Origin of the sequence: Aurantimonas litoralis, assembly GCF_026153195.1 — a bacterium.
In the GTDB taxonomy this organism is placed as follows: Bacteria; Pseudomonadota; Alphaproteobacteria; order Rhizobiales; family Rhizobiaceae; genus Aurantimonas; species Aurantimonas coralicida.
Window position 1 is genome coordinate 62,358 of record NZ_JAPFBM010000009.1, and the last position, 19,362, is coordinate 81,719.

The 19,362-nt window shown below is 67.7% G+C and carries 25 protein-coding genes; 11 read left to right on the forward strand and 14 right to left on the reverse strand.

Annotated features, from left to right (window positions below; translation table 11 throughout):
- Positions 1 to 82 precede the first annotated feature (82 nt).
- From N7I30_RS17130 to coaE, 3 genes are all read left to right on the forward strand, one after another.
- The gene (locus tag N7I30_RS17130; protein ID WP_230786950.1) at positions 83 to 682 is read left to right on the forward strand and encodes a Maf-like protein; all 600 of its coding nucleotides are present in this window, start codon (positions 83 to 85) and stop codon (positions 680 to 682) included.
- 76 nt (positions 683 to 758) lie between these two features.
- Positions 759 to 1,637 (forward strand): shikimate dehydrogenase, encoded by an 879-nt coding sequence (locus N7I30_RS17135; protein WP_498640605.1) that lies wholly within the window; start codon positions 759 to 761, stop codon positions 1,635 to 1,637.
- A gap of 64 nt (positions 1,638 to 1,701) precedes the next feature.
- On the forward strand, positions 1,702 to 2,286 hold the full coding sequence (coaE, locus tag N7I30_RS17140; protein WP_498640607.1) for a dephospho-CoA kinase: 585 nt from the start codon (positions 1,702 to 1,704) through the stop codon (positions 2,284 to 2,286).
- A gap of 23 nt (positions 2,287 to 2,309) precedes the next feature.
- On the opposite strand, the gene N7I30_RS17145 is transcribed toward coaE, so the two are convergent.
- Complete coding sequence (locus N7I30_RS17145) at positions 2,310 to 3,458, reverse strand: GGDEF domain-containing protein (protein ID WP_498640414.1); 1,149 nt, start codon at positions 3,456 to 3,458, stop codon at positions 2,310 to 2,312.
- Between the two features lie 255 nt (positions 3,459 to 3,713).
- Between N7I30_RS17145 and dnaQ the strand changes: the two genes are divergently transcribed.
- Positions 3,714 to 4,433 carry a DNA polymerase III subunit epsilon gene (gene dnaQ, locus N7I30_RS17150; RefSeq protein ID WP_498640416.1) on the forward strand — a complete coding sequence of 240 codons (720 nt, stop codon included), beginning with the start codon at positions 3,714 to 3,716 and terminating at the stop codon, positions 4,431 to 4,433.
- A gap of 91 nt (positions 4,434 to 4,524) precedes the next feature.
- Here the strand turns inward: dnaQ and secB are convergent, their stop codons facing one another.
- Both secB and N7I30_RS17160 read right to left on the reverse strand, forming a co-directional pair.
- Positions 4,525 to 5,043 (reverse strand): protein-export chaperone SecB, encoded by a 519-nt coding sequence (gene secB, locus N7I30_RS17155; protein WP_024352224.1) that lies wholly within the window; start codon positions 5,041 to 5,043, stop codon positions 4,525 to 4,527.
- A gap of 191 nt (positions 5,044 to 5,234) precedes the next feature.
- On the reverse strand, positions 5,235 to 5,774 hold the full coding sequence (locus tag N7I30_RS17160) for an FxsA family protein (protein WP_498640418.1): 540 nt from the start codon (positions 5,772 to 5,774) through the stop codon (positions 5,235 to 5,237).
- Positions 5,775 to 5,960: 186 nt separating this feature from the next.
- Between N7I30_RS17160 and N7I30_RS17165 the strand changes: the two genes are divergently transcribed.
- The 5 genes from N7I30_RS17165 to N7I30_RS17185 all read left to right on the forward strand — a co-directional run bounded on the left by N7I30_RS17165 (position 5,961) and on the right by N7I30_RS17185 (position 9,680).
- Positions 5,961 to 6,677: a Tim44/TimA family putative adaptor protein gene (locus N7I30_RS17165; RefSeq protein ID WP_498640420.1), complete on the forward strand. Its 717-nt coding sequence runs from the start codon at positions 5,961 to 5,963 to the stop codon at positions 6,675 to 6,677.
- A gap of 15 nt (positions 6,678 to 6,692) precedes the next feature.
- Entirely contained in the window at positions 6,693 to 7,802 is a 1,110-nt protein-coding gene (gene mltA / locus N7I30_RS17170) for a murein transglycosylase A (protein WP_498640422.1), read from the forward strand.
- On the forward strand, positions 7,799 to 8,362 hold the full coding sequence (locus N7I30_RS17175) for a Smr/MutS family protein (RefSeq protein WP_498640424.1): 564 nt from the start codon (positions 7,799 to 7,801) through the stop codon (positions 8,360 to 8,362). The genes mltA and N7I30_RS17175 overlap by 4 nt, the downstream gene beginning before the upstream one ends.
- Positions 8,359 to 8,757 carry a helix-turn-helix domain-containing protein gene (locus N7I30_RS17180; protein WP_024352229.1) on the forward strand — a complete coding sequence of 133 codons (399 nt, stop codon included), beginning with the start codon at positions 8,359 to 8,361 and terminating at the stop codon, positions 8,755 to 8,757. The genes N7I30_RS17175 and N7I30_RS17180 overlap by 4 nt, the downstream gene beginning before the upstream one ends.
- Positions 8,758 to 8,888: 131 nt before the next feature.
- A complete protein-coding gene (locus tag N7I30_RS17185; RefSeq protein ID WP_498640427.1) occupies positions 8,889 to 9,680 on the forward strand; it encodes a class II glutamine amidotransferase in 792 nt (263 codons plus the stop codon).
- A gap of 10 nt (positions 9,681 to 9,690) precedes the next feature.
- Here N7I30_RS17185 and hslU read toward each other — a convergent pair whose 3' ends face one another.
- The gene (gene hslU, locus N7I30_RS17190) at positions 9,691 to 10,995 is read right to left on the reverse strand and encodes an ATP-dependent protease ATPase subunit HslU (protein ID WP_498640429.1); all 1,305 of its coding nucleotides are present in this window, start codon (positions 10,993 to 10,995) and stop codon (positions 9,691 to 9,693) included.
- Positions 10,996 to 11,273: 278 nt separating this feature from the next.
- Between hslU and N7I30_RS17195 the strand changes: the two genes are divergently transcribed.
- A complete protein-coding gene (locus N7I30_RS17195; protein WP_244495485.1) occupies positions 11,274 to 12,098 on the forward strand; it encodes a helix-turn-helix transcriptional regulator in 825 nt (274 codons plus the stop codon).
- Between the two features lie 16 nt (positions 12,099 to 12,114).
- On the opposite strand, the gene N7I30_RS17200 is transcribed toward N7I30_RS17195, so the two are convergent.
- Together N7I30_RS17200 and N7I30_RS17205 are read right to left on the reverse strand one after the other, a co-directional pair.
- The gene (locus N7I30_RS17200; RefSeq protein ID WP_498640609.1) at positions 12,115 to 12,444 is read right to left on the reverse strand and encodes a type II toxin-antitoxin system HicB family antitoxin; all 330 of its coding nucleotides are present in this window, start codon (positions 12,442 to 12,444) and stop codon (positions 12,115 to 12,117) included.
- A 5-nt stretch (positions 12,445 to 12,449) separates the two neighbouring features.
- A complete protein-coding gene (locus tag N7I30_RS17205) occupies positions 12,450 to 12,704 on the reverse strand; it encodes a type II toxin-antitoxin system HicA family toxin (protein ID WP_370195319.1) in 255 nt (84 codons plus the stop codon).
- Positions 12,705 to 12,789: 85 nt separating this feature from the next.
- On the opposite strand from N7I30_RS17205, the gene N7I30_RS17210 reads away from it, so the two are divergent.
- Positions 12,790 to 13,410 carry an alpha-ketoglutarate-dependent dioxygenase AlkB gene (locus tag N7I30_RS17210; RefSeq protein ID WP_498640431.1) on the forward strand — a complete coding sequence of 207 codons (621 nt, stop codon included), beginning with the start codon at positions 12,790 to 12,792 and terminating at the stop codon, positions 13,408 to 13,410.
- On the opposite strand, the gene N7I30_RS17215 is transcribed toward N7I30_RS17210, so the two are convergent.
- The 8 genes from N7I30_RS17215 to N7I30_RS17250 all read right to left on the reverse strand — a co-directional run bounded on the left by N7I30_RS17215 (position 13,411) and on the right by N7I30_RS17250 (position 19,359).
- Positions 13,411 to 14,412 carry a hypothetical protein gene (locus tag N7I30_RS17215; RefSeq protein WP_498640433.1) on the reverse strand — a complete coding sequence of 334 codons (1,002 nt, stop codon included), beginning with the start codon at positions 14,410 to 14,412 and terminating at the stop codon, positions 13,411 to 13,413. It lies immediately after the preceding gene.
- Between the two features lie 18 nt (positions 14,413 to 14,430).
- A complete protein-coding gene (locus N7I30_RS17220; protein WP_498640435.1) occupies positions 14,431 to 14,952 on the reverse strand; it encodes a co-chaperone GroES in 522 nt (173 codons plus the stop codon).
- Positions 14,953 to 15,128: 176 nt separating this feature from the next.
- Positions 15,129 to 16,085 carry a type I pantothenate kinase gene (coaA, locus tag N7I30_RS17225; protein WP_040326058.1) on the reverse strand — a complete coding sequence of 319 codons (957 nt, stop codon included), beginning with the start codon at positions 16,083 to 16,085 and terminating at the stop codon, positions 15,129 to 15,131.
- Complete coding sequence (locus tag N7I30_RS17230; protein ID WP_024352238.1) at positions 16,085 to 16,417, reverse strand: phosphoribosyl-ATP diphosphatase; 333 nt, start codon at positions 16,415 to 16,417, stop codon at positions 16,085 to 16,087. The genes coaA and N7I30_RS17230 overlap by 1 nt, the downstream gene beginning before the upstream one ends.
- Before the next feature lie 51 nt (positions 16,418 to 16,468).
- A complete protein-coding gene (gene hisF / locus N7I30_RS17235; RefSeq protein ID WP_498640437.1) occupies positions 16,469 to 17,254 on the reverse strand; it encodes an imidazole glycerol phosphate synthase subunit HisF in 786 nt (261 codons plus the stop codon).
- 177 nt (positions 17,255 to 17,431) lie between these two features.
- Entirely contained in the window at positions 17,432 to 18,172 is a 741-nt protein-coding gene (hisA, locus tag N7I30_RS17240) for a 1-(5-phosphoribosyl)-5-[(5-phosphoribosylamino)methylideneamino]imidazole-4-carboxamide isomerase (protein WP_498640439.1), read from the reverse strand.
- A 37-nt stretch (positions 18,173 to 18,209) separates the two neighbouring features.
- The gene (gene hisH, locus N7I30_RS17245) at positions 18,210 to 18,863 is read right to left on the reverse strand and encodes an imidazole glycerol phosphate synthase subunit HisH (protein WP_498640441.1); all 654 of its coding nucleotides are present in this window, start codon (positions 18,861 to 18,863) and stop codon (positions 18,210 to 18,212) included.
- A 4-nt stretch (positions 18,864 to 18,867) separates the two neighbouring features.
- Positions 18,868 to 19,359, reverse strand: coding sequence for a DUF2628 domain-containing protein (locus tag N7I30_RS17250; protein WP_498640443.1), 492 nt, complete (start codon positions 19,357 to 19,359; stop codon positions 18,868 to 18,870).
- Between the last annotated feature and the right edge of the window lie 3 nt (positions 19,360 to 19,362).

Sequence of the window (19,362 nt, forward strand, 5' to 3'; positions counted from 1 at the left end):
TCCGGCGCCCTCCATGGCAATTCTGCCGGTCAGCGGCTATCAGTCGGGCCGTACGTGACGAAACCGGTACAATGGGATTCACATGTCCAAGGGCATCGTGCTCGCCTCGAGCAGCGTTCACCGCCGCGAGCTACTGAAGAACGCCGGCATCGATTTCACCGCCGAATCCAGCGATCTCGACGAGCGCGCCATCGAGGCGCCGCTCCTGGAATCCGGCGTCGGGCCTGAGGATGTCGCCGCGATCCTCGCCGAGGCCAAGGCGACGGACGTGTCGGAGCGCCATCCGAACGAGATCGTCATCGGGGCGGACCAGACGCTGTCGCTGGGCGACGAGGTCCTGCACAAGCCTGCCAATATGGAAGAGGCGCGGCGCACGCTTCTGAAACTGTCCGGCCGTACCCATCAGCTCAACAGCGCCGTGGTGCTGGTGGAGGCCGGCAAGGTCACCTGGAGGCACGTCGCCACGGCGACAATCACCCTGCGCGCGCTCGATCCCGGTTTCGTCGGACGTTATCTCGCCCAGGCCGGCCGCAAGGCGACCACCAGCGTCGGCGCCTACCAGATCGAGAAGGAAGGCATCCAGCTGATGGAGCGGATCGAGGGTGACTATTTCACCATCATCGGCCTGCCGCTGTTGCCCTTGTTGAAGGAATTGCGGGAGCGCGGCGAAATCGATGGCTGATGCGGACTGGACGCCGAAACCCTATGTCAGCGGTGCCGAGCGCCCGCGCGGCGAAGGCTCGATCTTCGATCCGAACGTGACGCCCGCCAGGACCGAAGGCCCGCGCGCCTTTGTCACCGGCTGGCCGGTCTGGCATTCCCGCTCTCCGGCCATCCATCGCAGCTGGCTGAAGGAATTCGGCTTGCCCGGTTCCTACGAGCGGGTGGGGGTGCCGCCCGAGGAGATCGGCGAATTCCTCAAGACGCTGCGCCGCCAGGGCTATGTCGGCGGCAACGTCACCATTCCCCACAAGCTGGCGGCGCTCGAAGCCGTGTCCCGCCGCGACGCCGCGGCCGAGGCGATCGGCGCGGTCAACACGATCTGGTTCGAGAAGTCCGGCCGCATGGTCGGCGGCAACACCGATGCCTATGGCTTTGCCGCCAATCTCGACGAAAGGCTCCCGGGCTGGGCAGACGCGGAGGTCGCCACCGTGCTGGGGGCCGGCGGCGCCTCCCGCGCGGTGATCTTCGCGCTTCTGAAGCGTGGCGTGAAACAGGTGCGGGTCGTCAACCGCACCATCGAACGGGCCGAGGAACTCGCCGCCCGCTTTGGCCCACGCGTCTCCGCCCATGCCGAGTCCGAACGCAAGACGCAGCTCGCGGCTGCCGACCTTCTGGTCAATACGGTGCCGATCCCGGCGCCCGATCCCGACGACGAGACGCCCGACTGGTTCGCGCCGCGGCTGCCGGATCTCTCGGCCCTCCGCGACGGTGCCCTCGTGACCGATATCGTCTATGTGCCTCTGATGACTCCGATTCTCGCCGCCGCGGCGGAGCGGGGGTTGCGCCATTGCGACGGTCTCGGCATGCTGCTGCATCAGGCGGTGCCCGGTTTCGAACGCTGGTTCGGCCAGCGGCCGGAGGTCTCCGAGACCCTACGCGCCCGGATCGTCACCGACATCGAAAACGGCGTATGAGCAGAAATTCTGCGATTCATACACATCGACCGACATGCGGTTTAGCGCACTTCTGGTGCTGCCGATGATCGTGCTCGGCCTCACCGGCTCCATCGGCATGGGCAAATCCACCACCGCGGCGATGTTCGCGGAACAGGGCGTGCCCGTTCACGATGCCGACGCCGCCGTTCATCGCCTCTATGCCGGACGCGCCGCGCCTCTGATCGAGGCCGCCTTTCCCGGCACCGTCGTCGACGGGGTAGTGGATCGCAAGGCGCTGTCGGCGAGCGTCGTCAACGATCCGGAGGCGATGCGCCGCCTGGAAGCGATCGTCCATCCGCTGGTCGGCGAGGAGGAGCGCGCCTTCCTGGACGGCGCCCGCCAGTCCGGCAAGGCGCTGGCGGTCCTCGACATTCCGCTGCTGTTCGAAACCGGCGCCGACAAGCGGTGCGACAAGACCTTGGTCGTGACCGCCAGCCCGGAGATCCAGCGTGAGCGCGTGCTTGCCCGCCCGGACATGAGCGAGGCGAAGTTCGCGGCGCTGATGGCGCGCCAGATGCCCGACGCCGACAAGCGCGAACGCGCCGACTATGTCATCGACACCGGCAACGGCATGGAGGCCGCGCGCCTCGCCGTGACGGCCATCATCATGCGCCACGCCGCCGGCTGACGCCGTTCGCGGTCGCCGCTCCGTCAGGCGGCCGCGACGAGACGGGCCGGCTTCGCGGCGGCGGCATGGACAGCCACGCGGTTGCGACCCTCGCGCTTGGCCCGGTAGAGCGCGTCATCCGCCCGCGCGATGGCGTCCTGCGCCGGTTCGGCGCCCTGCAGCATCGCCACCCCGAAGCTTGCGCTCAGAGCGTGCCCGTCGTCGATGGCGGGATCCCGCCAGGCATGGAAGGCCAGCCGGATCGCCTCGGCCGCGCTTGCCGCGGCGTCGAGGGTCGCGCCGGGCAGCAGCAGCGCGAACTCCTCGCCGCCCAGCCGGCCGGCCGTTCCTTCGGTCCGCAAGAGGATCTCGGCAAAGCCCTGGATGACACGATCGCCGACCGGGTGGCCGTAGCGGTCGTTGACCGTCTTGAAGTGATCGATGTCGCAGACGATGATCGCGGCGCCAGCGAGGCCGGCCTGTGCTGCCACGCGCTCGAAGGCCGTCCGGTTGAGGAGATCGGTGAGGTCGTCTCGCTCGCTGCGGATGCGATAGCGCCGGATCACATTGCCGACGATGCGGGCGATGATGAGCAGCACCGCGGCGGGAGCCAGCAGTCCCGAAACCAGCATCAGTGCCCGCTCCAGATCGCTCTGGGCGATATTCGCGATCGGCGTCGTTCCCTCGAAGAGTAGCGGGAACAGCGGCATCCGCACGATCAGCAACGCAGCCATCCCCGCAAGCGCGACCAGGAGGCCGGTCTCGACGACGCCGCGGCCCTTGAGGCGCCAGAGGCAGAGGATCGCGTCGCCCAGCGCCAGCAGCGCCGCGAACTGGAAGGGCAGGGTCTGAAGGATCGGTGCGGCATTCCCGGCGAGGAGCAAGAGCGACATCGCCGTCAGGCCGGCGATCGCCATCCACAGGGGCCGGGGCGACAGGCCAAGGCCGAGCGCCCGCCGAACCGATTGGGTGACACAGGAATAGGCGGCCGGAATCAGCATTGTCACCGCCGCCATGGCGGCAATCGAGCCGCCGTCGATCCCGAGGACGACGGTTTCAACGGCGCCGCAGGTCAGGCCAGCGGCGAGCCATACCAGCGCCGACTGACCGCGCAGGCCCAGATGGATCAGACCGCAGAGGAGCGCGAGCGAGGCGACGACCCCGAAAATGACCGCGTGCAGACTGACTGCCACATCCAATGCCCGTTCTCCCCTGATTGCATTTCGCAACTGACGCTAAGACGCTGCGACTTGCGCGGGTCTTGCGAGGGGGTCGGTCATCGCGCAGGCCGGTGCCGATGATCGCCCCGGCACGTTCGGCACAGACTTCACACAGTAAGAACGAAAAGTGAACATACGCTGAAGCTCGGGGATACTTCGAACGGATGCCGGCAAGCTCTTGTCTCGGCTCTTCCGGTCACGGAAAAGGGGCGGTCAGCGGGAGCCTTCATGCGCGAAATCGTCTTCGATACCGAAACCACCGGCCTCGACCCGGATGTCGAGCGGGTCATCGAGATCGGCGGGGTGGAATTGTGGAACCACATTCCGACTGGCAAGAACTACCACGCCTTCATCCGTCCGGCCGGCCGCAAGGTCGACCCGGCCGCCTTCGACGTGCACGGCATTTCCGACGACTTCCTGGCCGACAAGCCGCTGTTCTCCGAGATCGCCGACGAGTTCCTGGAGTTCTTTTCCGGCGCCAAGCTGATCGCCCACAACGCCGCCTTCGACGTGCGTTTCCTCAATGCCGAACTGAAGCGCATCGACCAGCCGCCGATCGACCCGAGCGTCGTGATCGACACCCTGCCCATGGCGCGGCGCAAGTTCCCCATGGCGCCGGCGACGCTCGACGCGCTCTGCTCGCGCTTTTCGGTCGACACGTCGCGCCGCGACAAGCATGGCGCTCTGCTCGATTCCGAGCTTCTGGCGGAAGTCTATATCGAGCTGATCGGCGGCCGGCAGGCGGCACTGGGCCTGGCGGTCGAGGAAGATGCGCACGAGGACGCCGACGGCAATGTCTGGCGGATCGCGCCGCGGCCCGTGCCGCTGCCGCCGCGCCTGTCGCAGGACGAGATCGCCCGGCACCGTGCCTTCGTCTCCACCCTCGGCGACGAGGCGATCTGGTGGAACTATCTGGAGGGGCCGGAGGCCGAGGCGTCCGCGAGCTGAGCCCGGCCGCATTCCCAAGAATGCCCTGCCATGAAAAACGCCGGCAGACCCGATGGGCTGCCGGCGTAATCTTGCGTTCTGACAGCGCAGCTTAGCTCGGCTGAACCTGCTGGCGGGCGCGCTCTTCGGCCATGCGCTGCTGGAACAGCTGGGCGAAGTCGATCGGGTCGATCATCAGCGGCGGGAAGCCGCCATTGCGGGTGATGTCGGCCATCACCTGGCGCGCGAAGGGGAACAGCAAGCGCGGGCACTCGATGAACAGCACCGGCAGGAGATGCTCCTGCGGGAAGTTCTGCAGCTTGAAGACGCCGCCATATTCCAGCTCGACGGCGAACATCATCTCTTCGCCTTCGCCGGCCTTGGCGTTCAGCGTCAGGCGCACGTCGTAGTCGCCGTCCGAACCCTGGATCGGGTTGGCACCGACATTGACGCCGATATTGATGTTCGGCGCCTTGGTCTGGCCGCGCAGGACGCCCGGTGCATTCGGGCTCTCGAAGGAGAGGTCGCGAATATACTGCGTCAGGATGTTGATGCGGGGCGGGTTGGCGTTCTCGTCGCCGCCGGCGCCATTGCCGCCATTCGTCGCATTCAGATCGTTGGTCTCGGACATGGTCTGCTCCCGTATCGCTGATGACCCGGCAGGGCCGGCGCCTGTTCGCGCGCTCGTGCCGGGTGAAGAGCCGGAGGGGCCGACGGTCCGTCCGGCAGGAAAAACACGGGGGCGAGCGCTATCACGCGGGGGGCATCAGAACAAGACGATCCGCGGCCGGGCGCAAGCGGCCCGGCATCTGCGTCACCCGCTCAATGCAGGCGGCGGCCGTTGGTCCCGCCGTCGCCATCCTCCGGCTCGTGCCAGGGCGACGCCGGATCGGGCCCGCGGCGAAATTCCTCGCCCGACAGATCAACAACGTCGGGACCCGCCGAGTAAGGCGGTTCGCGGCGCGGCTGCCCGCCCATGCCGGACTGGAAGCTGTTCTGGCCGACGACGACGACGCGGGACTTCAGGAAGTCGAAGATGCGCGAGCGGACGCCCGGCACGAACAGGAGGAAGCCGAGCGCGTCGGTGACGAGGCCCGGGGTCAGCAAGAGGACGCCGGCCATGGCGATCATCACGCCGCTGACCAGATCGCGTCCCGGCACCCGTCCGGCGCCGATTTCCGTCTGGATGCGGGCCAGCGTCGAGATGCCCTGCTGTTTCAAGAGGATCGAGCCGATCACGGCGGTCAGGATGACGAGACCCAGCGTCGGCCACAGGCCGATGGCATTGCCCACCAGGATGAACACCGCGATCTCCAGGATCGGGATGGCGAGCAGCAGAAAGGGTATCAGGGCGAAGGGCATGGTCCGTCTTCTCCTTGCGCGGCCGTTCGATGGCCAAAACCCGCCTATGCGGGCCCGTGGCCGGGCATGTGCGGTTTGGCCGCCGCCTCGGGACATAGGAACTGCGGAAACAAATTTGAATGCGCCGCCCCTCGTCTCTATATGACGGCGAATGACTTGACCGGCCATTAGGGGTGACGACGCGCAATGAGTTTTGGGACGATCTTCTTTATCATTGTTGCGGCGATCGTCCTGTTTCAGCTGCGAAGCGTTCTGGGCAAGCGTACGGGCAGCGAGCGCCCGCCCTTCGACCCCTATTCGCGCCGGGATGCGCCGCGCGACGACGCGGCCCGCAACGACAATGTCGTGACGCTGCCCAACCGCCGCGGCGGCACCGAGATCGAAGGCGAGGCGGCGCCGGCGGCGACGCCCTACGAGGCGATCGACAAGGTCGCCAAGCCGGGCACCCCGGTCAATGCCGAGCTGCGCCGGATCCGCGACGCCGATCCTTCCTTCGACCCGAAGGAATTCCTGGATGGCGCCAAGGTCGCCTATGAAATGATCGTGACCGGCTTTGCCGATGGCGACCGCAAGCTTTTGAAGAACCTCCTGTCGCCGGATGTCTACCAGGGCTTCGAGCAGGCGATCAGCGAACGCGAGCAGCGCGACGAGCGCATGCAGTTCTCCTTCGTCGGCATCGACGACGCCACCATTGTCTCCGCCGAGCAGAAGGACCGTGAGGCGATGGTCACCGTGCGCATCGTCGCGCAGATCATCTCGGCCGTCCTCAAGCCCGACGACACCGTGGTCGACGGCGACCCGGAGACGGTCGTCGAGGTCAAGGACGTGTGGACCTTCGCCCGCGACACGCGCTCGCGCGATCCGAACTGGAAGCTGGCCGGGACCGAGTCCGAAGACGCGTGAGCCGGAGCGGCGACGATGACGGCATTCGTTCGCCGGCAATGGTCCGATCTGGAAGGCTGGGACGGCGCTGATCATGCAGCGGCGCTGTCGGCCTTCCGCGCCAGCGCCGCCCGGCTCGAACAGGGCAGTTTTCCCACCGGTTCGCTCGGGATCGACGCCGAGGCTTTTGCCGAGGCCGCCCGCGCCGCGCTGAAGCCGGCCGGTGCGCTGGGCCAGGCGGAGGCCCGCGCTTTCTTCGAACGCCATTTCGAGCCGTTGCAGATCCGCCCCGACGACGCCGACACGGCGCTGTCCGGCTTCGTCACCGGCTATTACGAGCCCGTGGTCGCCGGCTCGCCGGTGCGCACCGAGCGCTACCGCTTTCCCCTGTATGCGCCGCCGCCGGATCTGGTGAAGATCGACGACGTCTCGCGGCCACCCGGGCTCGATCCCTATTTCCGCTTTGCGCGCCGCAAGCCCTGCGGCCTTCTGGAGGAATATGCCGACCGCGCCGCCATCGAGGCAGGTGCGCTGGATGGCATGGGCCTCGAGATCGCCTGGCTGGCCGATCCGGTCGACGCGTTCTTCATCCACATCCAGGGCTCGGCGCGGCTTGCCTATGAGGATGGCCGGCAGGTCCGCGTCGGCTACGCCGCCAAGACAGGGCACCGCTTCACCGCCATCGGCCGCATCCTGGTGGACGAGGGCGAGCTGACCCTTGCCGAGGCCGACATGGACGGCATCCGGGCGTGGCTGGTGGCGCATCCGGAGCGCGTGCGCAGCCTGTTCGATCGCAACCGCTCCTTCATCTTCTTCCGTGAGACGCCGGTGGAGGACGCCGAGCTCGGTCCCGTCGGGGCCGCCAAGGTGCCGCTGACGCCGCTGGCCTCCATCGCCGTCGACCGCGAACTGGCGACCTTCGGCGTGCCCTATTTCATTGCGGCGCCTGATCTTGCCATGGACGGCGCACCGTTCCGCCGCCTGATGGTGGCGCAGGACACCGGATCGGCGATTCTCGGCCCGGCCCGCGCCGACATCTTCGTCGGCTCGGGCGACGCGGCCGGCCGGATCGCCGGGCGAATCCGCCATGTTGCCGACTTCACCGTTCTCGTGCCGCCAGCGCTGGCGGCACGCCTCGCCCGATGAAGCGCCGTCATCGCACGCTCAGCGTCGAGGATGCGCGCCTGTGGGCGAGCGTCGCCCGCTCGGCGGTGCCGCTGAAGGGCAAGTCGCATCCGCAGATGCCGCCCGAGGACGCGCCGGAACCCCCGGCTGCACCGGCGCCGGTCGGGCGCAAGGGTTCGAAGGCGGCAGCGCCCGCCCTGCCGGCGCCGATCCAGCAGCCGGCGCCGCAGCCGCGGCTGACGCAGCACCCGATCGAACGTCCGACCCGCCGCAAGATTTCCAAGGGGCGGCTGCCCATCGAGGCGCGGATCGACCTGCACCAGATGACCCAGGGCGTCGCCCATGACGCGCTGGTCGGCTTCCTGCGCCAGTCCCAGGCCATGGGCCTGCGCCATGTGCTGGTGATCACCGGACGGGGCGGATCGGGCGGACATTTCGGCTCCCGCGGCGTTCTGCGCCGGGTCGTGCCCATGTGGTTCGGCAGCCCGGAATTTCGCCCGCTCGTCTCCGGCTTCGACAGCGCCGAGCGGCATCACGGCGGCGACGGGGCGCTCTATGTGCGCGTCAGGCGGTTCGGATGACCCCGTTCGGCGAAAAGGTCCGGGCATTCCGCAAGGAGCGCGGCGTCACCCAGAGCCAGATGGCGGCGGCGCTCGGGGTCTCCAGCGCCTATCTCTCGGCGCTGGAGCACGGCCGCCGCGGTCGGCCGACCTGGGATCTCCTGCAGCGGATCATCGGCTATCTCAACGTCATCTGGGACGATGCGGAGGAGCTGGAGCGTCTGGCCGAACTCTCGCATCCCAAGGTGACCGTCGAGACCGCCGGCCTCGGCCCCGATGCCACGGCCCTCGCCAACCGTCTGGCCGAAACCATCGCCATCCTGCCCGAAGCGGATCTGAAACGCCTGCGTGCCGAGCTGGAAGAGGCCGCCACCCGGGCCGAGGAAGCCCTGCGGGCCCGTCGTCGCCGCCGCTGAACGCCGGCACGGACGGCAGACTCACGTGAAACAGGGCGAGGCTCGGGTTTAAGCCTTTGTTTACCATGCCGGCCGGAGACTGCAGGTGAGGGCGCTGCTGCGGCGCCCGTGTCCAGTGGTGTCGCCGTCCGATGTGCCGCCTTCTCGCCTATGCCGGTCCGCCGGTCTTTCTCGATCGCCTGCTGATCGAGCCGCGTGCCTCACTGATCTCGCAATCGCTGGCCGCCCGGGAGGCCAAGACCGTCGTCAACGGCGATGGCTGCGGCATCGGCTGGTATGGCGAGCGGCCGGAGCCCGGTGTCTATCGCGCCATCCTGCCGGCCTGGTCGGACGCCAATCTCGTGTCCCTGTGCCGGCAGATCCGCGCGCCGCTGTTCGTCGCCCATGTGCGCTCGGCGACCTATGGCGAGGTCTCGACGGCCAATTGCCATCCCTTCGCCGACGGCCGGCACCTGTTCCTGCACAATGGCCAGGTCGGCGGCTATGCCCGTCTGCGCCGCCAGATCGACGCCCTGATCCCGGACGCGCTCTATCCGCGGCGGCGGGGCACCAGCGATTCCGAGGCGATCTTCCTGTCGGCCCTCGGGCGGGGTCTCGCCACCGATCCGGTCGGCGCCATTGCCGCGACGCTGGCCGAGATCGAGGCGACGGCCGCGCGCACCGGTGAGGCGGCACCAATCCGCTTCGCCGCGATCCACACCGATGGCGAAACGCTCTGGGCCTATCGCTGGGCCAGCGACGGCCCGCCGCCCTCGCTTTACTGGCGCAGGGAAGAAGAGGGCGTCGTCATCGCCTCCGAGCCCTGCGACGACGCCGAGCGCTGGACGATGGTCGCTGCGGACACCGTCCTGACCATCCGCCGCGACGGCACGATGCGCAGCCAGGCGTTCTGTCCCCGCCTGCCTGACCGTGCCGCCGCCTGAGGACGGCGCCTTACAGGATGAAGCGCGACAGGTCGGTGTCGCCGGCAATGCCGTCCAGCGCCTTGTGCACATAGGCGGCATCGACGGTGTAGCTCTCGCCGGACTTGTCCGGCGCCTCGAAGGAGATGTCGTCGAGGACGCGCTCCATCACGGTCTGCAGCCGCCGCGCCCCGATATTCTCGATCGAGCCGTTCAGCGCCACGGCCGTGTCCGCCAGCGCGTCGATGGCATCGTCGGTGATCACCAGATCGACATTCTCGGTCTTCATCAGGGCGATATACTGCTTGATCAGCGAGGCTTCGGTCTCGGTCAGGATACGGCGGAAATCTTCCTTGGTCAGCGCTCGCAGCTCGACGCGGATCGGCAGCCGGCCCTGCAGCTCCGGCAGGAGGTCCGACGGCTTCGACACGTGGAAGGCGCCCGAGGCGATGAACAGGATGTGGTCGGTCTTCACCGAGCCGTGCTTGGTCGCCACCGTGGTGCCCTCGACCAGCGGCAGCAGGTCGCGCTGCACGCCCTCGCGGGAGACGCCGGCGCCGCTCTGGCCTTCCTTGTTGGCGACCTTGTCAATCTCGTCGAGGAAGACGATGCCGTTGTTCTCGACCGACGAGATCGCCTCGCGCACCAGCTGCTCCTGGTCCAGCAGCTTGTCGGATTCCTCACCGATCAGGAGATCGTAGCTCTCGCGCACCGACGTCCGGCGCTGCTTGGTGCGCTGGCCCATCTTGCCGAACATCTCCGACAGGTTGAGGACACCGATATTGGCGCCCGGCATGCCGGGAATGTCCATGCCGCCCATCGGGTTGGACGTGTCGGAGATCTCGACGTCGATCTCCTTGTCGTCGAGCTCGCCAGCGCGCAGCTTCTTGCGGAAGGAATCGCGCGTCGCCGGCGAGGCGGTCTTGCCGACCAGGGCGTCCAGCACCCGTTCCTCGGCGCCCTGATGCGCCTTGGCCTTCACCTCTTCGCGCTTCTTCTCGCGCACCAGCCCGATGCCGATCTCGACGAGGTCGCGGATAATCTGCTCGACGTCGCGGCCGACATAGCCGACCTCGGTGAACTTGGTGGCCTCGACCTTGATGAAGGGCGCGCCGGCGAGCCGCGCCAGGCGGCGCGAGATCTCGGTCTTGCCGACGCCGGTGGGTCCGATCATCAGGATATTCTTGGGCATCACCTCTTCGCGCAGGCTCCCCTCGAGCTGCTGACGCCGCCAGCGGTTGCGCAGCGCGACGGCGACGGCGCGCTTGGCGTCCTTCTGGCCGATGATGTGGCGGTCGAGCTCGGAGACGATCTCGCGGGGGGAAAAATCTGTCATGGATATCTCTTTCCAGGCCGGCGGGCCGCGCCGACACACGCTGGCATCGATGGGGGTCGGCCGGGCCGGCCACCATGGCAACTCGCCGCTAGATGGGGGTGGCGGCGCCATCCTGCCACCCTTGGCCACCGGGTCTCCCGCGGCAGCCGGAAACGCAAACCATCCGATCGTCATGTCAAGACTTCAATCCTCGGCCCGGAGGGGCCAGTATGAGCCTTGTCCGATTCGCGGCGAGGCGCGCGAGGCGGACCTCAGAGATCGCGAGAGGCTGTGCCATCATGCCATCTTCGAACGGTTCGACGAGCGCCCCCGCGGGCGCCCCGGCCCTGAGCGACAGACTGCCCGGCGCAAGCGGCCAGGCGGATGTCGGCGCGGCCGTGCCGGGCGCCCCCATGAGCGGCGCGCTCGACCGTCTCAACCGGCTCGCCCCGCCCTGGGACGAAATCGCGCTGACCCAGCTTCTCGGCGACGTGGCGACGGATTTCGGCTTCTCCCATGCCGCGGTTCTGTCGGTCCCCTCGACGGACGATGGCGGGACGGCGACGCGGCTCCTCCTGTCCAACTGGTCGGAGAGCTTCGGCCAGGCCTATGAACAGCTCGGCCTGCACCGTTCCAAGCTGGTCGTGGGCGCCCTGAAGACCGATCCCATGCCCTTCGTCTGGGACATCGACACGCTCTACGGCGCCGACGAGCCCGATCCGTCGCCGGCGGCCCGCATGCTGCTGGAGGCGGAATACCTTGCCGGGGCCTTCTTTCCGGTGCACGGGCTCACCGCCTTCAACGGCGCCCTGTCCTTCGCGGGCCGCAGCTGTGCCCTCCCGGCGGAGGCGATCCGCGAGCTGCATCTCTTCGCCTTTGCCCTGTTCGGCATGCTGGCGGCGGCGCGCTTCGAGGAGAACCGGCGCAACAATCCCCTGTCGGTGCGCGAGCGCGACTGCCTGAAGCTCGCCATGCTCGGCAAGACGTCGTCCGAGATCGGCATCATCCTGAGCCTGTCCGAATACACCATCTCGCAATATCTCACGGCCGCCCAGCGCAAGCTCGACGCCTCCAACCGCACCCACGCCGTCGCCCTCGCCGCCCAGCTCGGTTACCTGTCCTGAAGCGGCCTGCAGCGCGTCAGCTGTGCTCGTTCAGGGTCCGTTCGAGCGTGGTTGTCACGAGATTGTTGAGGCTGACGCCGGCGCGTTGGGCCGCCGCGACCAGTTCCCGATGCAAACGCGGTCCGGCGCGCACAAGGAACTGCCCTGAATACGGCTTCTCCGGCTCCTCGCCGCGCTCGCGGCAGAACGCCAGATAGTCTTCGACCGATTCCGCCAGCGCCTTCTTCAGTTCCGACACCGAACCGCCCTGGAAAGTGATGACGTCCTGAAGATTGACGACCTCGCCGTGAAAAATCTCGGCGTCCTCGTCATAGGCGACGATCCCCTCGTAGCCCTTGTAATGCATCGTGTTCACGTCTGGACTCCCGCCTGCAGCAGAAAGCGTCTGAGTGAGCGCAACGCGCCCTTGTCGGTTTCCTTGCGTGGATGCGGACGATGAAACACCGCGCGCGTGCCGCCGAGGCTGATCCGTATCCGCGAGCCTTGGCCTTCGGTGACCTCTGCGCCCATCGCTTTCAGCATTGCCTCGATATCGCGCCAGGCGATGCTGCCAGATATGGGCTCGGCGAAGACTGCGGCCAAGGTCTCGCGGTGCTTCCTGTTCATGGCAGATTGATATCACGAGATGGTATCGGTGCTGAAGCACGGTATGGGCGCTGGGAATCCTCGACGCTGCTCTAGATGAGCGCCCATGAACGTCCTGCCCAAAGGCGTCCGGCACATTCCGGGCCATCTCTCCCGCGGCGAACAGGTCGCGCTGGTCGATGCGGTGCGCGAGGTGGTGGCGGCCGCGCCGCTATACCGGCCGGAAATGCCGCGGACCGGAAAACCCCTGTCGGTGCGCATGACCAATTGCGGCGAGCTGGGCTGGGTGACCGACCGGTCCGGCTATCGCTACCAGCCCACCCACCCGGTCACCGGCACGCCCTGGCCGGCAATTCCCCCGAAGCTCCTGCAGATCTGGCAGGACCTCGCCGCCTTCGATCATCCGCCGCAGGCCTGCCTCGTCAATTTCTACGAGGACACCGCGAAGATGGGCCTGCACCAGGACAAGGACGAGACGGATCTGTCGGCGCCGGTCGTCTCCGTCTCGCTCGGCGATGACTGCCTGTTCCGCGTCGGCGAGACCACCCGCGGCGGCCGCACGAACTCGATCCGGCTGCATTCGGGCGACGTGGTTGTTCTCGGCGGCGAGGGGCGTCTGGCCTATCACGGCGTCGACCGGATCTACCCAGCGACCTCGACGCTTCTGAAGAAGGGCGGCCGGATCAACCTGACCCTGCGCCGCGTGACGGCCCCTGCGGGCACCTGATCATTCCGCCGGCTCGGCCTTCCCGGCTTCGGGCGGCTTCAGCTTGGCCAGCAGCTCCGGCGGGAATGTCTGGTTGTAGATCGCCCGGCGGCTGACGGCTTCCCAGAACTCCCCCTGGACCGCCGGGTCGTCCGGCAGCTTGTATCCGAGCTGCTTTGCCAGCGCCGGCAGATAGCAGTCGAAGCCGGCCCGCACCACGCGGCCCCATCCCACGGCCCGATCGATGGCAAGTTCATAGCTTCCCCAGGCGACGCCCAGGCTGACGACCGCCGCCAGAAGCAGCCCGTACTCGCCGGATTCCAGAAACGGGCGGACCTGCGAAATCCGCAGCGCATAGTCGAAGCTCATCGCGAAGACGACGATCAGGCCGATGGCAAGAAGGCCCGCCAGGAAGACGAAGTTCATCGCGCAGTTCACGGCCGTGCGGACATCCTCGACAGCCTCGCGAAAATCATCCGAGAAAACCGTCGAGAGGTGAATCCAGAGCGGGATCGAATCGACCCGGTAGACGGCGCTGGAATAGGTCTCGAAGGCCCGGATGGCGTTGCCGAAGCGCGTCGGCAGGATGGATTCGGGTTTCTCCGGGTACCGGTCCACCCGCTTTCGCAACAACTTGGTGTAGCGCGCGCGATCAGCGGCGGGAAATGCCTTATCCTCATCGATCCACCGTGCACGCAGGGACGCAAACTCGCTGTCGATGGCGTCGAGCTTCCGTTCTTCACGCGCCTTGAGTGGCTTGATCCAGGACACGGGAGGCCAGTAGCCCTCGAGCAGCTTGTAGAGAGGATCGTTGCCGAGCATCAGGAAGATCGCCAGCGTCCAGACGAGCAGGGCGTTGTAGAGAACGTCGCCTAGCGTCACGGTCTCGGTCAGTGTCGTGTAGAGCGCCGGATTGACCGGTTCGACGATCAGCAGCAGCGCGCAACTGTAGAAGACCAGCGCGGGAAACAGGAAGCCGACGATGAACGATCGATCGGCCAGCTTGGCGAGATTGGCGACCATGCGGCGGCTCCCGGCGGACTAGAAGGTATCGTCGGGGTCGTCGGAACCGGGCCGCGGCCGCCCCGGCCCGATCGTCGGCTCCCCGGGCAGCCCCATCCGCTCCATCTGATCGTGCCCGGGCGGGCGGACCCGTCGCCGCACCTTGGCCGCAACGCCGCGCGCGCGATCCTCAGGTCCCTGATCCGGCTCGGCTTTACGCGCCGGCGGGGCTGGACCCGTGGTCGGCTCGCCGGGAAGGGCGGAACGGTTCATCACGCCGAGAAGCTCCGACATGCGGACGACCAGGAGATCCTGGCCCGATACCTTGCGCTGCCTGCCGGCCGTGGGCGCGAAGAGCACGTGGTCCCCCACCGCCATGTTCATCGAAGCGATCCGCCCCTTGCGCCGCCGTCCGGGGCCCACGGCGACGATCTCGCCTTCGGTCGGCTTGTTCGCTGCACTTTCCGGCAGGACGCCGCCGGACGATTGCTCGGGTGGCGCCACGGGGCGGACGAGAATGCGATCCTGCAGCCGTCGGAACTTTATCGGCCGGAACTTCATCGGTCTAACCTCGATCGGCGTCCTGCTGAGGACCGGCGAACGGGCCGGCCCGGCGGCACGCGAAAGATGCAGAATAATGTTACGGAAGATATGCGCAAGGTTCCGGCCTTCGCGCCGCCTGATGCGCTACGCGGCCGGCAGTCAGGCCAATCGAACGTCGCGAGCCTGCGCCCGGCTCAGAGCTTGCGCAGCGCGACCTGCTCGATGAGGTGATCCGGCCCCTTGCGCAGGATCAGGTCGGCGCGCGGCCGCGTCGGCAGGATGTTGGCGTGGAGATTGATCTCGTTGATGTTCGACCACAGGCCCTGGGCGATGGTCAGCGCTTCCTCGGGCGAGATCTGCGAGTAGCGGTGGAAGAACGAGCCGGTCTCGCGGAACGCCGTCTCGCGCAGCCGCATGAAGCGCTCGATGTACCAGCGCTTGATGTCGGCCTCGTCGGCATCGATGTAGATCGAATGATCGAAGAAGTCCGACACGAAGGGCACCGCCGTGCCGTCGGCCGGCATGTCGCGCACCTGCAGGACGTTGAGGCCCTCGAAGATCAGGATGTCCGGCCGGTCGATGGTGACCTTCTGGCCCGGCACCACGTCGTAGTAGAAATGCGAATAGACCGGCGCCTCGACCCGCGGCACGCCGGCCTTGATCTCCGACAGGAAGCGCAGGATCGCGCCGATGTCGTAGCTCTCGGGAAACCCCTTGCGCTGCATCAGACCCTCGGCCTGCAGCACCGCATTCGGATAGAGAAACCCGTCGGTGGTGATCAGGTCCACCTTGGGCGAGGACGGCCAGCGGGCGAGGAGCTCCTTCAGGACACGCGCCGTGGTCGACTTACCGACCGCGACCGAGCCGGCAATGCCGATGATGAACGGCGTCTTCTGCCCCGAATCCTCGGCGAGAAAGCTCTGGCGCTGCCCGAACAGGAGCTGCGAGGCCTCGACATGGGCGTAGAGCAGGCGCGAGACGGCAAGGTAGATCCGCGCGACTTCGTCGAGATCGACAGGATCGCCGATCGAGCGGAGCCGGCGAACCTCGTCGGCGGTCAGCGTCAGCGGCGCGTCGGCGCGAAACTTCGCCCATTCGGCCGCCGGAAAGATGCGGTAGGGCGAGAAACGCGACGGGGCGAGCTGGTCCATCATCCGGCCGAACTGTCGGGCCGCCCCGCCTTTTCCTGCAGGCCGGTCTGGGCCGTGCGCCTGCCGAGCTCGGCCATCACCGCCGACACCGGCACGTGGCGCAGATGCAGCGTCACGAGCAGGTGGTAGAGAAGGTCGGCGGCCTCGCTGGTCACCCGCGCATCGTCCTGGGAGACGGCAGCGATCACCGTCTCCGTCGCTTCCTCGCCGAGCTTCTTGGCGACATGGCCAATGCCCTTGGCGGCGAGCGAGGCGGTGTAGGAGCCGGCGTCGTCGGAGGTCGCGCGGGCGGCGACGATGGTCTCCAGATCGGCAAGCGTGAAATCGGTCATGATGCCCTTTCGTAGGCCGGCGCTCGCTGCGCGGATCCGCCGAGGCTTCGGTCAGTCCGACGGGTCGAGCCGCATCGGGATGCCGGCGGCGGCCATATGGGCCTTGGCTTCCGCGATCGTATAAGTGCCGAAGTGAAAAATCGAGGCGGCCAGAACCGCCGTCGCATGGCCGTCGCGCACGCCGGCAACGAGATGATCCAGCGTGCCGACGCCGCCCGACGCGATCACCGGCACGTGGACGGCATCGGCGACCGACCGGGTCAGCTCGATGTCGAAGCCCGACTTGGTGCCGTCCTTGTCCATGGAGGTCAGCAGGATCTCGCCTGCGCCCAGCCCCACGACCTGGCGGGCGAAGTCGACGGCGTCGATGCCGGTGGCGGTGCGGCCGCCATGGGTGAAGATCTCCCAGCGCGGCGCGGCGCCGTCCTCGGCCACGCGGCGCGCGTCGATGGCGACGACGATGCACTGGTCGCCGAACTTGTCGGCGGCTTCCGCGACGAATTCGGGCCGCTTCACCGCCGCGGTGTTGATCGACACCTTGTCGGCACCGGCCAGGAGCAGCTTGCGGACATCCGCCACGGTGCGCACGCCGCCGCCGACGGTCACCGGCATGAAGCACTGTTCGGCGGTGCGCGCGACGACGTCGAAGATCGTGTCGCGGTCGTCCGATGAGGCGGTGATGTCGAGGAAGCAGAGCTCGTCCGCCCCGGCGCTGTCATAGGCGCGCGCGGCCTCCACCGGATCGCCGGCGTCGACCAGACCCTCGAAATTGACGCCCTTGACCACCCGGCCGTCCTTGACGTCGAGGCAGGGGATGATGCGTGCCTTGAGGCTCATGGACGGGTGGCCTTCTCGTCGGCGGGGCAGGGGATGGGTCGGGAGGGCACGGGCAACGTCCGGATGGGCGGAAACGGCGAATTTTCCGCCTTATGCGATGCCGCGATAGAGGTGGGCAAGAGCCAGCGTGATTCCAAGCCCTTCGAGGGCGAGGACAAACTCACCCCGCCATCCGTCTCAGCCCCTGCCGGACAGGACGTCCAGCGCTTCCTTCGGGTCGATGCGGCCGTCATAGAGCGCCCGGCCGGAGATCGCGCCTTCGAGGCGTTCGGCATCGGGCATGGTCAGCCGCACGACATCGGCCAGCGAGGCGAGGCCGCCCGAGGCGATCACCGGGATCGAGACCTGTTCGGCCAGATCGATGGTGGCGTCCCAGTTGATGCCCGTGAGGATGCCGTCGCGATCGACATCGGTGTAGATGACCGCCGCCACGCCGGCATCCTCGAACTGGCGGGCAAGGTCCACCACGGTCAGCTCGGAGGTCTCGGCCCAGCCCTCGACGGCGACCTTGCCGCCCTTGGCGTCGATGCCGACGGCGATCTGGCCGGGGAACCGCCGGGCCGCCGCGCGGACGAGGTCGGGATCGCGCACGGCGACCGTGCCGAGGATGACACGGGCGAGGCCCTTGTCCAGCCAGCGCTCGATGTCCTCCATGGAGCGGATGCCGCCGCCGAGTTGCACCTTCATCTGCGAGCCGACCGCCGCGAGGATGGCGTCCACGGCGGCGTCGTTGACGGCCCGGCCGGCAAAGGCGCCGTTGAGGTCCACCACATGCAGATGGTCGAAGCCGGCGTCGCGGAACTCCCGCGCCTGGGCTGCCGGGTCGGCATTGTAGACCGTCGCCTGGTCCATCAGGCCGAGCTTCAGGCGCACGCAGGCGCCGTCCTTGAGGTCGATGGCGGGAAAGAGAATAGGCATGGCGTCCAGGGCTTTCAGGCGGCCGCGTGGGGCCGGATCAGGGGTTCCACGACAGGAAGTTGGCGATCAGGCCGAGCCCCAGCGTCTGGCTCTTTTCCGGATGGAACTGGGTGCCGGCCTTGTTGCCATTGGCAACGATCGCCGTGACCGGACCGCCGTAATCGGCAGTGGCGACGACGTCGTCCGGGTTGCGCGCCACCAGATGGTAGGAATGCACGAAATAGGCGTGCAGCCCGCCTTCCTCGGTGGGGATGCCGGCCAGAAGCGCGTGGTCGTGATTCACGTGAATGGTGTTCCAGCCGATCTGCGGCACCTTCAGCGTCGGGTCCGACGGCTCGATCCGCACGACGTCGCCGGGGATCCAGCCGAGACCCTCGGTGACCGCCTTCTCGCGACCATAGGACGACATCAGCTGCATGCCGACGCAGATGCCGAGGAAGGGGCGGGCTCTGGTCTCGACGGCTTCGCGTAGTGCCTCGGTCATGCCGGGGACGGCATCGAGGCCGGCGCGGCAATCGGCATAGGCGCCGACGCCCGGCAGGACGATGCGGTCGGCGGCCAGCACCACCTGGGGATCGTCGGTGAGGACGATCTCGGCATTGGCATTGTTCTCGCGGGCGGCGCGCTCGAAGGCCTTGGTGGCCGAGCGCAGATTGCCCGAACCGTAATCGACGATGGCGACGGTCTGCATGTGTTTATCGTTGCTCCATGGCACCGAAGAACCCGGCGCTGCGGGTCGAGGTTCCGCGTCGGCGCGACATCGGCCCCGGCGCCGGCCACGGCGCGGTGGTGCCCGCGGGATCGGCAGGCCGTCCGGCCGTGGCAAAATAGGTCAGCTCGGCTTCGGCCCGGTCGCTGGCCAGGAAGGCGGCGCTTTCGCGCCATCCCTTGCGGCGATAGCGCCAGGCGCGCAGGCTCGGGCCCTCCAGCGCGACGAGAAGGCCGACGAGAAGCTGGAGAAGCGAGGCCGCGAAGGAATGGCCGCTGGCCTCGCCCCACAGGCTGATGGCGACGAGCACGAGCAGCGTCGCGAGCCCTTCCAGCCAGAGCCGGTAGCGCCACAGCCACAGGACGGTGAACAGGAACGCCCAGAAGGAGAAGCCGTCGCGCACGAAGACCACGCCGTCGGAGCGCGCCCCCACGGCAGTCTCGCTGGGCTCGAAGGCGATGAAGCGCTTCAGGCCCATGGT